Below are 12,905 nucleotides of genomic sequence, written 5' to 3'. Positions count from 1 at the left end.
GGCTCACCGCACCACGGCGGCGGTCACGCCGAGCTCGATCAGCGCTCCCGGAACTGCGAGGGACGACACGATAGCCGCCGTGACGAGTGGCGGGGCGCCGTCGCGCGCGAGCCGTGGCCCGGCGACGGCGTACGCCGCCTGGACGTCGATGCCCTCGGCGAACAGGATCGTCCACGAGACGACGTCCTCGAGCGTGGCTCCCGCCCCGGCGAGAGCGGTCTCGACGTTGTCGAGAGCCTGCGCGACCTGGACGGCGGCCTCGTCGGAGACGATCGCCCCGGACTCGTCGACGCCGTTCTGACCGCCGACGAGGACGGTCGTGGCTCCCGGCGGGATGACGGCGACGTGGCTGAAGGCCGGGCTCTGGACCAGGCCTGACGGACTGTGCAGTGCAATCTCGGTCATGTCTTCGACGGTAGGGGAGCACCCGGACACCCGATGTCCGGATTGGAGGCGGGAGCGGCGGCACGTGGTCCGCCTCGTAGGCTTGCCGGGTGACTCCGCCGCAGAACCTCGTGAACCTGGACGGTGTCGACAAGTCCCACGGCACCCGTACGCTGCTGGACTCGGTCAGCCTGGGAGTCGCCGCCACCGACCGGATCGGCGTCGTCGGCCGCAACGGCGGCGGCAAGACCACCCTGCTGCGGGTCCTCGCAAGGATCGAGCCGACCGACGCCGGCCGGGTCACGCACACCCGCGGGCTCGAGGTCGGGTTCCTGACGCAGACCGACGAGCTCCACGAGGCGCACACGCTCCGTGAGGCGGTCCTCGGCGGCAAGGCCGACCACGAGTGGGCATCCGACCCGACGACGCGCGAGGTCGTCACCGTCCTGCTCGCGGGGATCTCGCTCGACCGCATCGTCGAGGGCATGTCCGGCGGTGAGCGCCGCCGCGCCTCCCTGGCACGGCTGCTGCTCGGCCAGCACGACCTCCTCGTGCTCGACGAGCCGACGAACCATCTCGACATCGACGCCATCGCCTGGCTCGCGCGGCACCTCCGCATCCGCGAGTGCGCGATCGTCGTCGTGACGCACGACCGCTGGTTCCTCGACGAGGTCGCGACCCGGACCTGGGAGGTCCACGACGGCGTCGTCGACCAGTACGACGGCGGGTACGCGGCGTACGTCCTCGCCCGCGCCGAGCGCGACCGGCAGGCAGCCGCCACGGAGAGCCGGCGCCAGAACCTCGCCCGCAAGGAGCTGGCCTGGCTGCGTCGCGGCGCGCCCGCACGGACGTCCAAGCCGAAGTTCCGCATCGACGCCGCGAACGCCCTGATCGCCGACGAGCCGCCGCCCCGCGACCGGCTGGAGCTCGAGCGCTTCGCGACCAGCCGGCTCGGCAAGGACGTCGTCGACCTCGAGGACGTCAGCCTCACCCGCGGCACGGCGCGGATCCTCGACCGCGCGACGTGGCGGCTCGGCCCCGGCGACCGTGTCGGTCTCGTCGGGCCGAACGGGACGGGCAAGACCTCGGTGATGCGACTCGTCGCCGGCACGCTCGAACCGGACAGCGGCCGGGTGAAGCGGGGCAAGACGATCTCGGTCGCCTATCTCTCGCAGGCCCTCGACGAGCTCGACCCGCAGGAGCGCGTCCTCGACTCGGTGAGCGGCCCCGAGCTGCGGGCGACGTCGTTGCTGGAGGGGTTCGGCTTCACCGGCGACCTGCTCACCTCGCGCATCGGCGACCTGTCCGGTGGCGAGCGGCGCCGGCTCCAGGTGATGCGGCTGCTGCTGTCGGAGCCGAACGTCCTCCTGCTCGACGAGCCGACCAACGACCTCGACATCGACACCCTCACCGTGATCGAGGACTACCTCGACCGGTGGCCCGGGACCCTGGTGGTCGTCTCGCACGACCGCTACTTCCTCGAGCGGGTCACGGACACCGTCTACGAGCTGCCGGGCGACGGGTCCGTACGCATGCTCGTCGGCGGTGTGGACGCGTACCGTCCCCGCGATGCGGCGGCGCGTGGGGCCGCCGCAGCAGGTCCGACACCGATGGACCTGGTCGCGGGAGCGACGGCCGCGGCGCCAACCGAGGGTGCTGGTCTGTCCGGCGCCGAGGAGCGTGCGGCTCAGAAGGAGATGGCGCGGATCGACCGTCGCCTGGCCAAGATCTCGGAGCTCTCGGCCGCGGTCGCTGAGGAGATGACGGCCCACGCGACCGACGGCGCGAAGCTGTCCGAGCTGCAGGCCAGGCTGACCGAGCTCACCGACGAGAAGGCCTCCTTGGAGTCAATCTGGCTGGAGCTCGCAGAGGTGTTAGGTTGACCGGGCCCATCGCCCGTCAGCACCCCCCTCCGGAGTAGAGCGTGGCCCGTTCCGAACCCGCCCGAGGCTCGCACTCACGAGTCCGGTGGGTCCTGCCGGTCGTCGTCGTCATCGTCTGGCTCGTGCTCGGCGGGCTCGCCGGCCCGTTCGCCGGGAAGCTGGGCGAGGTCGCGGAGAACGACACCGCAGCCTTCCTCCCCGAGAGCGCGGAGTCGACGGAGGTCGCGGCGATCCAGGCGAGGTTCGCCCCCGACTCCGTGCCGCTCGTCATCGTGTGGGAGTCGGACGAGCCGATCTCTGCCGAGGGTCGTGCGGCTGCGGCCGACCAGCTCGCCGCCGTCGGCAGGATCGACGGCATCGAGGGGCCCGGACGCGGACCCGTCCCGTCGGAGGACGGCCGCGCGCTCGCCGGCTACGCACAGATCGACCCTGAGGCTGCGGGCGAGGTGGAGACCGTCGTCGACGACGTCCGGGCCACTGTCGACGACGTCGACGGCGCCACCGCGTACGTCACCGGTCCGGGCGGGTTCGCCGCCGACATCGGTTCCGCGTTCGGCGGCATCGACGGCCTGCTCCTGGGCGTCGCCCTCGTCGTCGTCCTCGTCATCCTGCTCGTGGTCTACCGGAGTCCGCTGCTGCCGTTCGCGGTGCTCCTCACCTCGGTGCTGGGCCTCGGGCTGGCGGCGTTCGTCGTCTACCAGCTTGCCGACGCCGGCGTGCTGGATCTCAACGGGCAGAGCCAGGGGATCATGTCGATCCTCGTCGTCGGGGCTGCGACCGACTACGCCCTGCTCCTCGTCGCGCGCTACCGCGAGGAGCTGCGCGCGCACGAGGACCGCTTCACCGCGATGCGGGTCGCCTGGCGCCGCGCGCTGCGGCCGGTCCTCGCCTCCGGCAGCACCGTCATCCTCGGCCTGCTGTGCCTGCTGCTGTCAGACCTCACCTCGAACCGCAGCCTCGGTCCGGTCGCCGCCCTCGGCATCGCGGCGGCGATGTTCTCGGCGCTGACGTTCCTCCCGGCGGTGCTGGTGCTCCTCGGACGCGCCGCGTTCTGGCCGTTCCGCCCGCACGTCGGGAGCGCCAAGCCCGAGGAGTCCGGCATCTGGGGCTCGGTCGCACGGCTGGTCAAGAACCGCCCGCGCCGGCTGTGGGCCGGTGCCACGCTCGCCCTCGTGCTCGCAGCCGCGTTCGCGCCCACCTTCAGTGCTTCGGGCGTCTCGCAGAGCGACATCCTCCTGGGCGAGTCGGAGGCCGTCACGGGCCAGGAGGCGGTCGCGCGTCACTTCCCGGGCGGGTCCGGCTCTCCCGCGGTCGTCGTCGCTCCCGAGGGTGACCTGGAGGAGGTCGAGCGCATCGTCGCGCAGGTCGACGGCGTCGCGACCATGGCGCCGATGCCGGCGGGCGGCGACGCCGACGCGGCCGACGCGCCACCGAAGGTCGTCGACGGGCTGGTGATGCTCGAGGTGACCCTGGCGGACCCAGCTGACAGCCACGCCGCGGAGGAGACCGTGCGCAACCTGCGCACCGAGCTCCACGAGCTCGGTGACGGCGTCCTCGTCGGGGGCGAGACCGCCCAGCAGGTCGACGGCAACGACGTCGCCGAGCACGACCGTACGCTGATCATCCCCGTCGTTCTCCTGGTGATCCTGCTGGTGCTGATCGTGCTGCTCCGGTCGGTGCTCGCTCCCGTCCTCCTGGTGGCGACGACGGTGCTGAGCTTCTTCTCGACCCTCGGGGTCGCCGGGCTCGTGTTCGACCACGCGTTCGGCTGGCCGGGAGCCGACCCCTCGGTGCCCCTGTACGCGTTCGTGTTCCTCGTCGCGCTCGGTATCGACTACAACATCTTCTTGATGACCCGGGTCCGGGAGGAGTCCGTACGGCGGGGGACCCGTGAGGGCATCCTGCACGGGCTGGTCGTGACGGGCGGCGTCATCACGTCCGCAGGTGTGGTGCTCGCGGCGACGTTCTCGGCGCTCGCCGTGATCCCGATCCTGTTCCTGGCGCAGATCGCGTTCCTGGTCGCGTTCGGGGTGCTCCTCGACACGTTGATCGTGCGGTCGCTGCTCGTGCCGGCGCTGTCGTACGACATCGGGTCGCGCATCTGGTGGCCCAGCGGGCTCCAGCGCCGGCGCTGAGCGAGTCCGGTCAGGACCCGTCGGGGGCGTCGAACGGGAGCAGCAGGCCGCGCAGCAGGGCGGAGAGCCTGCCGGCGTCGTCGTCGCCGAGCGCCGCGAGCAGCTGACGCTCGCGGGACAGCAGCGCCTCCAGCGCCGCGTCGACGACGGATCGGCCCTCGTCGGTGAGGCGTACCTGGACGCCGCGACGATCTGCCGGGTCCGGCAGGCGTTCGACGAAGCCACGCGACGTGAGCCGGTCGATCCGGTTTGTCATGGTGCCGCTGGTGACGAGGGTCTCGCGCAGGAGCTGGCCGGGCGAGAGCTGGTACGGCTCGCCCGCGCGCCGCAGCGCCGAGAGCACGTCGAACTCCCACCCGTCGAGATCCTGGTCGGCGAACGCCTCGCGGCGAGCGAGGTCGAGGTGGCGGGACAACCGCGAGACCCGGCTCAGAACCTCCATCGGCTCGACATCGAGGTCGGGGCGTTCACGTCGCCACGCCGCGACGAGGCGGTCCACCTCGTCGTGCCCAGCACCGGATGCCCTTCCTGCGTCTCGCACCCGCCCAGCCTACCGTCAAGATTCTCGACGTCGAGAGTCTGCGTGCAAGCCGGCAGGAGTGCGCATCGAGCGCGTCAATGAATGTTGACGACCTGCAAAGCGTCAACTAGAGTTGACGCATGGCTGACATGGCAGGCACCACTGACCCCGACCCCGCCGTCGGGCTCCGCGCCGTCCGCGCGCTCGGCGAGCTCGCCGCACGACTGGAGCGGCTCCAGGTCGAACGGGCGCGCGAGCTCGGGTGGTCGTGGCAGCAGATCGCGGACGCGCTCGGGGTGTCGCGCCAGGCCGCCCACAAGAAGCACGGCGGCCTCGAGCGCCGAGGATCCGCACGACAGGGAGAGGACTGACATGTTCGAGAAGTTCACGGCGACCGCGCGCACCGCGGTCACGGAGGCTCAGGCGGAGGCGCACGACGTGGGGGACCGGCGCATCGAGCCGGTGCACGTGCTGGGTGCGCTGGTGAAGCACGATCCGGCTGACGGGATCCTGTCGCGCCACGGCGTCACGTACGCCGCCGTCCGTGCGCAGATCGCCGGCAGCGGCGACGGCACGCTCGACGCTGCCGCGCTCGCGTCCCTGGGCGTCGACCTCGACGCCGTCCGCGAGCAGGCGGACACGACGTTCGGACCGGGTGCACTCGACCGAGCGGGTCGCGGCCGTGGACATCTCAGGTTCGCTCGCGGCAGCAAGGCCGCGCTCGAGCAGGCACTCCGTGCGACCGTGGCTGGGCCCGGGCGGGAGATCGGCGCACCGCAGCTGCTCGCCGGCGTCCTTGCGGTGAACGACCCGCGGACGACGGCCGTGATCGCGGCCGTCTGCGACGACCCGGCGGCGCTGCGCGACGAGGTGGCACGCGCCGTCTCAGGAAAGGCGGCCTGAGTGCCCGGGTGGGACCCGAGCCTCTACCTCGCGTACGAGTCCGAGCGGGCGCGCCCGTTCCTCGACCTCGTGGCGCGTGTCCCGATCGAACCCCGCACGATCGTCGACCTCGGCTGCGGGCCGGGTCACCTGAGCGGGGTCCTGCGCCACCGGTGGCCCGATGCCCTCATCTCCGGCGTCGACTCGTCGCCGGAGATGATCGAGCAGGCTCGGCGCGATGGCGATGTCCCGGGAGTCTCGTACGCGCTCGGTGACATCGCCACGTGGGAGCCGAGCGAGCCGGTCGACCTCGTCGTCTCGAACGCCGCGTTCCAGTGGGTCCCGCGCCAGCTGGAGGTCGTCCCGAGGCTGCGTCGACATGTCGCGCCCGGTGGGGTGCTCGCGTTCCAGGTCCCGGACAACCACGACGAGCCGAACCACGTGCTGCTGCGTGAGCTCGCGGGGCGTGCGCCGTACGCCGCCCACACCGCGGGGCTCGCGGCGGCCCGTGGTGTCTCGCCAGCGGCGTACCTCGAGCGTCTGGTCGACGACCGCTGGGACCTGGACGTGTGGGGGACGACCTACTTCCACGTGCTCGACGGCGAGGACCCGGTCTTCCGCTGGATCTCGGGGACGGGAGCAAGGCCGGTGCTGCAGGCACTGCCGGACGACCTGCGCGCGCGGTTCACGGCCGACTACAAGGCCGCGCTCCGGGACGCGTACCCGAGACGGGAGTACGGGACGGTGCTGCCGTTCCCGAGGACGTTCGTCGTCGCGAAGCGGCGCGTCTGAGGGAGTCGCGAAGCGGCGCGTCTGAGGGAGTCGCGAAGCGGCGCGTCAGTCCTCGTCGTGGGGGGTGAGCAGGACCGGCTTCATGTCGAGGTTGGAGAGGCCGTTCCACGCGAGGTTGACGAGGTGCGCGGCCACGACGTCCTTGCTGGGCTTGCGCGCGTGCAGCCACCACTGGCCGGTGGTGGAGACCATGCCGACGAGCATCTGGGCGTACATCGGTGCGAGCTTCGAGTCGTACCCGCGTCGTTTGAACTCGCCGGCCAGGATGTCCTCGACGCGGCTGGCGATGTCGCCGATGATGCTGACGTACGACCCGGTGGGCGACCCGACGGGCGCGTCCCGTACGAGGATCCGGAAGCCGTCGGAGCTGGTCTCGACGTAGGTCAGCAGCGCGAACGCCGCCTGCTGCAGGAGCTCCCGCGGGCCGCCGCTGGTGAGGGCGGCGCGCATCATGTCGAGCAGGGTGCGGACCTCGCGGTCGACGACCACGGCGTACAGCCCCTCCTTGCCGCCGAAGTGCTCGTAGACGACGGGCTTCGAGACGGAGGCTCGCGCCGCGATCTCCTCGACGGTCGTCCCGTCGACGCCCCGGTCGGCGAAGAGCGTGCGCGCGATCGCGATCAGCTGTTCGCGCCGCTCGGCCGCGGTCATCCGCTTGCTGCTGCGCTTGGTCTCCGGCTCAGGGTTCTTCGCCACCTGGGCATTCTGCCGTACTCGGGCGAGCGGCTCCGCTTGCGTCATCGGCTCGACGGGTCGACCGTGGAAGGACAGCCTCGTGAAGGGGACGCCATGCACATCAGCAGACTTGCCAAGTGGGCCGCGGTCGTCGTGGTCGTCGCAACCTTCGTGATCTCCGGCCTCACGGTCCTCGCGCTCGCCCGCAGCGGCGCGATCGACAGCTATCCGTGGGAGTCGGTGGGCACCGCGCTCGCGATCTTCGGCGCGGTGACCGCGCTGATCGTCGGCATCGCCGAGGCAGACATCGGCACGCACAAGACCAAGCGGGACGCGCAGCCCCACTGAGTCACGGCCGAGGTCGTCCAGGACGCCGTACGTCGGTGGTCACCGCCGGCGTACGTGCCTATGCCGCCGCAGGTGCCTCGACGCGCTTGGACTCGAGCCGGGAAGCCACCGGCCAGCGGACGTCGCGGACCCAGCCCGCCTTCTCCATCAGCCAGATCAGCCGGGCCGAGATGTCGACCTGACCGCGCAGCACGCCGTGCCGGGCGCACGTGGGGTCGGCGTGGTGGAGGTTGTGCCACGACTCGCCCATCGAGGGGATCGCCAGCCACCAGACGTTGCCGGAGCGGTCGCGGGACTTGAACGGCGCCTCGCCCATCGTGTGGCAGATCGAGTTGATCGACCAGGTCACGTGGTGCACGAGGAAGACACGGACGAGGGAGCCCCAGAAGAACCCCGTGACAGCGCCCTGCCAGGACCAGGTGGCGAGCCCGCCGATCACGGCCGGTGCGGCGAGCGAGACGAACACCCACATCGGGAACTGGCGAGAGAGCCGGACGATGTCCTGGTCCTTCAGGAGGTCGGGGGCGTACTGGCGCTGAGGCGTCTGCTCGGCGTTGAACATCCAGCCGAGGTGGGCGTACGCGAAGCCCTTGGTCAGTGCCGGGATCGTCTCGCCGTAGCGCCAGGGCGAGTGCGGGTCGCCCTCGCGGTCGGAGAACTTGTGGTGCTTGCGGTGGTCGGCCACCCATCGCGTGATCGGGCCCTCGATCGCGAGGCTGCCCGCGACGCCGAGGGCGATCTTCACGGCACGGTTCGGCTTGAACGACTTGTGGGTGAAGTAGCGGTGCAGCCCGACGGTCACGCCGAGCGACCCGGTCAGGTAGAAGAAGACCAGCAGGGCGAGGTCCACCGGCCCGAGCCAGCCGCCCCACGCCACCGGGATCGCTGCCAGCAGGGCGATGAAGGGGACGCCGACGAAGACGGCGAGCGTCAGCTGCTCCGCCTTGCCAGGAGGCGCGCCTTCGGCACCGTGTCCGGCTTCGTTGCGTATCGGGGTCGCGACTTGGGTGGTGGACATCGGGATCTCCTCGAACTTTGGGCGACCTCAGAAGGATCCAAGACCTACGGTTGCGTAGGTTTCAGTGTCTCTGGTCGGTCGCGGAGCGGCAAGCCTGCGCGGCGCGTTGCTCGTCACGCCCTTCCGGTACCCCACGCCGTGGACGCGATGTATGCGCTCGGTCACGGATTCCGTACGCTGGGGGCGGATGATCCCCGGTTGGTCTGCCGGCAGGGCCCGCCGCACTTTGAATGCGGATAAAGCGACGTAGGTTCGACTCCTACCCGGGGAGCTCATCCGATCCTTGCGACGGCGGCAGAGAGGGACCCGTGAGCGATCAGGCTCCGACCACAGTGATCGTGCTGGCCGCCGGGGGCGGCACGCGGATGCGGTCCAAGACCATGAAGGTGCTGCACCCGCTGGCCGGGCGCACGCTGCTGGGCCATGCACTCCATGCAGCCCGCGGCATCTCGCCCGACCACGTCGTCGCCGTCATCGGCAACCAGCGCGAGCAGGTCGCCGAGCACCTCGCCCAGGTCGACCCGGACGTCGTCCAGGCGGTCCAGGAGGAGCAGCTCGGCACCGGTCATGCGGTCGCGGTCGGCCTCGCGGCGCTCGGGGACGCCGGCAGCGGGACCGCGGTCGTCCTGTACGGCGACGTGCCTCTGCTCGAGCCCGAGACGCTCGCCGCGTTCGTGTCCGACCATCGCACCGGAGGCCGTACGCTCAGCGTCCTCACCGCCCGCGTCGAGCAGCCCGCCGGCTACGGGCGCGTCCTGCGGGCCGCCGACGGCTCCGTCACGGCGATCGTCGAGGAGCGCGACGCCACGGACGAGCAGCGGGCTGTCGACGAGATCAACTCCGGGATCCTCGCGTTCGACCTCGCGTGGGCGCAGGAAGCACTGCGCACCATCGGCAACGACAACGCCCAGGGCGAGTACTACCTGACCGACCTCGTCGGCGTGGCCGTCTCGGAGGGACGCTCCGTCGGCGCCTTCCAGATCGAGGACGCGCTCCAGACCGAGGGCGTGAACACCCGTGTCCAGCTCGCACGCCTCGCCACGGAGGCCAACCGGCGCATCGTCGAGCGCCACATGCTGGCCGGGGTGACCGTCGTCGACCCGGCGACGACCTGGATCGACGCCGACGTCTCGATCGGCGCGGACACGACCGTCCTCCCGGGGACCCAGATCCTCGGCGCCACCAGCATCGGGGAGGACGCCGTCATCGGGCCGGACTCGACCCTGCTCGACATGGAGGTCGGCGACGGAGCGAGCGTCGTACGCACGCACGCCTCGCTGTCGGTCGTCGAGGCCGGCGCGAGCACGGGGCCGTTCACCTACCTGCGCCCCGGCACGACCGTCGGACCCGGCGGCAAGCTCGGCGCCTTCGTCGAGGCCAAGAACACCCGCCTCGGCGCGGGCGCCAAGGTTCCCCACCTGTCGTACGTCGGCGACGGTGACATCGGTGAGGGCGCGAACGTCGGCGCGGGCACGATCTTCGCCAACTACGACGGAGTGAACAAGAACCGTACGAGGATCGGCGCCCACGCCCGGACCTCGTCCAACAACACCTTCGTGGCCCCTGTGACGGTCGGCGACGGAGCCTTCACCGGCGCCGGCGCGACGATCCGTGAAGACGTCCCTCCGGGGGCACTCGCGGTGTCGGCCGGATCACAGCGCACCATGGAAGGGTGGGTGGCCCGGAAGCGTCCGGGCACCCCGTCTGCGGAGGCCGCCTCGCGCGCCCTCGCGGAGCACGAGAGCGACGACGACGTCCAGGAGACCACGCCGTGACCGGTATCAAGCGGACCACCGAGAAGAACCTCATGCTCTTCTCGGGCCGAGCCCACCCCGCGCTCGCCGAGGAGGTGGCGAAGGAGGTCGGGACCGCACTGGTGCCGACGTCGGTGTACGACTTCGCCAACGGCGAGATCTATGTGCGCTACCAGGAGTCGGTGCGTGGTTCCGACGCGTTCGTGATCCAGAGCCACGCCGCTCCGATCAACGAGGCGATCATGGAGCAGCTGCTGATGGTCGACGCGCTCAAGCGCGCCTCGGCGAAGCGGATCACGGTCATCCAGCCGTTCTACGGGTACGCCCGCCAGGACAAGAAGCACCGCGGTCGCGAGCCCATCTCCGCACGGCTCATGGCCGACCTGTTCCTCACCGCCGGTGCCGACCGGCTCATGGTCGTCGATCTCCACACCGCGCAGATCCAGGGCTTCTTCGACGGTCCCGTCGACCACCTGATGGCGATGCCGACCCTCACCGACCACGTCCTCGAGCGGTACGGCGACAAGCGTCTCGCCGTCGTCTCACCAGACGCCGGCCGGATCAAGGTCGCCGAGAACTGGGCCGAGAAGCTCGGCGGTGTCCCGCTGGCGTTCATCCACAAGACGCGGGACATCGACCGTCCGAACGAGAGCATCGCCAACCGCGTCGTCGGAGAGATCGCCGGCCGTACGTGCGTCCTGGTCGACGACCTGATCGACACGGGCGGCACGATCGTGCAGGCGTGCGAGGCCCTCATGCAGGCAGGGGCCGCCGACGTCGTCATCGCCGCGACCCACGCCGTCTTCTCCGGGCCGGCCATCGAGCGGCTCGAGGGCTGCTCGGCGTCCGAGGTGATCATCACCAACACGCTGCCGCTGCCCGACGAGAAGCGGTTCGCCAAGCTCACCGAGCTGTCGATCGCCCCGCTGCTCGCACGCGCGATCCGCGAGGTGTTCGAGGACGGCTCGGTCACGAGCCTGTTCGACGGCAAGGCGTAGAGCCCGTTTCGACAGGGCTCGGCCTGGCCTTGTAGGATGGGGAAGTTGCCTCGGCGAGGGTTGGCTTTCCGTCAGCCGTGATCGACTTGGTGTCTTGGACACTCCGTGTGTCGGACCGCTGCGCGATGCGGCCGTCCGAAAGACCACCGTCGCCGGGGTGCGACCTCTGAAGATCGTCCAGAATCCTGAAGGAGCAGTACCCCGTGTCCGAGATCAAGATCAAGGCAGAGACGCGTACGGAGTTCGGCAAGGGCGCCGCCCGCCGCATCCGTCGCGACAGCAAGGTTCCTGCGGTCCTCTACGGTCACGGCATCGACCCGATCCACGTCGTGCTGCCGGGCCACGAGCTGATGCTCGCGCTCAAGCAGCCCAACGCGCTGCTGTCGGTCGACATCGAGGGTGACGCGCAGCTCGCACTCCCCAAGCAGGTCCAGCGCGACCCGATCAAGGGCTTCATCGAGCACGCCGACCTGCTGGTCGTGCGTCGCGGCGAGAAGGTCACCGTCGACGTCCCGATCGTCGTGACCGGCGAGGTCATCAGCGGCGCGATGGTCGTCACCGAGCACGCGTCGGTCCCGATCGAGGCCGAGGCGACGCACCTTCCCGAGACCATCGAGGTCGATGTCGAGGGTCTCGACGCCGGTGCGCAGATCCACGCGTCCGACCTCAAGCTCGCCAAGGGCTCGTCGCTCGCCGTCGATCCTGAGCAGCTGATCGTCAACGTCGTCCCCGCACCGACGGCCGAGCAGGTCGAGGCCGAGCTCGAGACCGCCGAGGCCGAGGCCGGCGTCGAGCGCGACGAGCCGCAGGTGGTCTCCGAGGCTGCCGAGGACGACGCCACCGAGGCTGCTCCCTCCGAGTGATCCTCCGGCGGTTCCTCGCCGGACCGCCGACACCCCGCCGACGACGCGATCAGGAGAACCACGCCATGACGGAGTCGCCGTGGCTCGTGGTGGGACTCGGCAACCCTGGGTCCTCCTACGCCTCGACGCGTCACAACATCGGCTACATGGTCGCCGACCGTCTCGCTGAGATGGCCGGCGGCCGCTGGAAGTCGCACAAGCCCACGCGCACGGACGTCGTGGAGGGTCGCCTCGGTGGCCCTTCCGGCGTCCGTGTCGTGCTCGGGCGCTCCCGCGGCTACATGAACGAGAGCGGCGGTGGTGTCCGCGCGCTCTCCACCTTCTACAAGGTCCCCCCGACGCAGCTCGTCGTGGTCTACGACGAGCTGGACCTGCCGTACGAGACGATGCGGGTGAAGTTCGGCGGTGGCGACAACGGCCACAACGGGCTGAAGTCCATCCGGTCGTCGCTCGGCACCGGCGACTACTTCAAGGTCCGCGTCGGCATCGGCCGCCCGCCGGGTCGCCAGGATCCCGCCGACTACGTGCTCAAGCCGTTCAGCACCCCGGAGCGCAAAGAGCTCCCGCTGGTGGTCGAGACGGCGGCCGACGCGGTGCAGACACTCGTCGCCCGGGGCCTCGAAATCGCGCAGCGCGAGTTCAATTCTTGAGGC

At 70.7% G+C, this 12,905-nt stretch carries 14 protein-coding genes and 1 tRNA gene; 11 read left to right on the top strand and 4 right to left on the bottom strand.

Going from position 1 to position 12,905, the window contains the following annotated elements:
- Nucleotides 1-3: 3 nt before the first annotated feature.
- The gene (locus GH747_RS11665) at nucleotides 4-405 is read right to left on the bottom strand and encodes a RidA family protein (protein WP_149769752.1); all 402 of its coding nucleotides are present in this window, start codon (nucleotides 403-405) and stop codon (nucleotides 4-6) included.
- Between the two features lie 89 nt (nucleotides 406-494).
- Here GH747_RS11665 and GH747_RS11660 point away from each other — a divergent pair, with 89 nt between their 5' ends.
- The gene (locus GH747_RS11660; protein ID WP_149769751.1) at nucleotides 495-2,267 is read left to right on the top strand and encodes an ABC-F family ATP-binding cassette domain-containing protein; all 1,773 of its coding nucleotides are present in this window, start codon (nucleotides 495-497) and stop codon (nucleotides 2,265-2,267) included.
- Nucleotides 2,268-2,308: 41 nt separating this feature from the next.
- Nucleotides 2,309-4,402, top strand: a complete 2,094-nt coding sequence (locus GH747_RS11655) for an MMPL family transporter (protein ID WP_149769750.1) — start codon at nucleotides 2,309-2,311, stop codon at nucleotides 4,400-4,402.
- Nucleotides 4,403-4,412: 10 nt separating this feature from the next.
- On the opposite strand, the gene GH747_RS11650 is transcribed toward GH747_RS11655, so the two are convergent.
- Nucleotides 4,413-4,943, bottom strand: coding sequence for a MarR family winged helix-turn-helix transcriptional regulator (locus tag GH747_RS11650; RefSeq protein ID WP_228552897.1), 531 nt, complete (start codon nucleotides 4,941-4,943; stop codon nucleotides 4,413-4,415).
- A 119-nt stretch (nucleotides 4,944-5,062) separates the two neighbouring features.
- Between GH747_RS11650 and GH747_RS11645 the strand changes: the two genes are divergently transcribed.
- The 3 genes from GH747_RS11645 to GH747_RS11635 are packed head-to-tail and all read left to right on the top strand — an operon-like array spanning nucleotide 5,063 to nucleotide 6,596.
- Nucleotides 5,063-5,293, top strand: coding sequence for a helix-turn-helix domain-containing protein (locus GH747_RS11645; RefSeq protein ID WP_149769749.1), 231 nt, complete (start codon nucleotides 5,063-5,065; stop codon nucleotides 5,291-5,293).
- A gap of 1 nt (nucleotide 5,294) precedes the next feature.
- On the top strand, nucleotides 5,295-5,825 hold the full coding sequence (locus GH747_RS11640) for a Clp protease N-terminal domain-containing protein (protein ID WP_149769748.1): 531 nt from the start codon (nucleotides 5,295-5,297) through the stop codon (nucleotides 5,823-5,825).
- On the top strand, nucleotides 5,826-6,596 hold the full coding sequence (locus GH747_RS11635) for a methyltransferase domain-containing protein (protein WP_149769747.1): 771 nt from the start codon (nucleotides 5,826-5,828) through the stop codon (nucleotides 6,594-6,596).
- Nucleotides 6,597-6,641: 45 nt separating this feature from the next.
- Here the strand turns inward: GH747_RS11635 and GH747_RS11630 are convergent, their stop codons facing one another.
- Nucleotides 6,642-7,337 carry a TetR/AcrR family transcriptional regulator gene (locus GH747_RS11630; RefSeq protein ID WP_149769746.1) on the bottom strand — a complete coding sequence of 232 codons (696 nt, stop codon included), beginning with the start codon at nucleotides 7,335-7,337 and terminating at the stop codon, nucleotides 6,642-6,644.
- A gap of 48 nt (nucleotides 7,338-7,385) precedes the next feature.
- On the opposite strand from GH747_RS11630, the gene GH747_RS11625 reads away from it, so the two are divergent.
- A complete protein-coding gene (locus tag GH747_RS11625; RefSeq protein WP_149769745.1) occupies nucleotides 7,386-7,619 on the top strand; it encodes a hypothetical protein in 234 nt (77 codons plus the stop codon).
- 58 nt (nucleotides 7,620-7,677) lie between these two features.
- Here GH747_RS11625 and GH747_RS11620 read toward each other — a convergent pair whose 3' ends face one another.
- Entirely contained in the window at nucleotides 7,678-8,637 is a 960-nt protein-coding gene (locus GH747_RS11620; RefSeq protein WP_149769744.1) for an acyl-CoA desaturase, read from the bottom strand.
- Between the two features lie 191 nt (nucleotides 8,638-8,828).
- Between GH747_RS11620 and GH747_RS11615 the strand changes: the two genes are divergently transcribed.
- The 5 genes from GH747_RS11615 to pth all read left to right on the top strand — a co-directional run bounded on the left by GH747_RS11615 (nucleotide 8,829) and on the right by pth (nucleotide 12,902).
- Nucleotides 8,829-8,908 (top strand) — tRNA-Gln (locus GH747_RS11615).
- Nucleotides 8,909-8,945: 37 nt separating this feature from the next.
- Nucleotides 8,946-10,412: a bifunctional UDP-N-acetylglucosamine diphosphorylase/glucosamine-1-phosphate N-acetyltransferase GlmU gene (glmU, locus tag GH747_RS11610; protein WP_228552896.1), complete on the top strand. Its 1,467-nt coding sequence runs from the start codon at nucleotides 8,946-8,948 to the stop codon at nucleotides 10,410-10,412.
- The gene (locus tag GH747_RS11605; protein WP_149769743.1) at nucleotides 10,409-11,389 is read left to right on the top strand and encodes a ribose-phosphate diphosphokinase; all 981 of its coding nucleotides are present in this window, start codon (nucleotides 10,409-10,411) and stop codon (nucleotides 11,387-11,389) included. The genes glmU and GH747_RS11605 overlap by 4 nt, the downstream gene beginning before the upstream one ends.
- A gap of 203 nt (nucleotides 11,390-11,592) precedes the next feature.
- Complete coding sequence (locus tag GH747_RS11600; RefSeq protein ID WP_149769742.1) at nucleotides 11,593-12,252, top strand: 50S ribosomal protein L25/general stress protein Ctc; 660 nt, start codon at nucleotides 11,593-11,595, stop codon at nucleotides 12,250-12,252.
- A 65-nt stretch (nucleotides 12,253-12,317) separates the two neighbouring features.
- Entirely contained in the window at nucleotides 12,318-12,902 is a 585-nt protein-coding gene (gene pth / locus GH747_RS11595; protein WP_149769741.1) for an aminoacyl-tRNA hydrolase, read from the top strand.
- Nucleotides 12,903-12,905 lie beyond the last annotated feature (3 nt).

It is taken from the genome of Mumia xiangluensis (assembly GCF_010994095.1).
GTDB classification, from domain to species: Bacteria; Actinomycetota; Actinomycetes; order Propionibacteriales; family Nocardioidaceae; genus Mumia; species Mumia xiangluensis.
The sequence above is the reverse complement of the archived record's forward strand: the minus strand, read 5'-3'. Positions and strand labels throughout refer to the sequence as shown.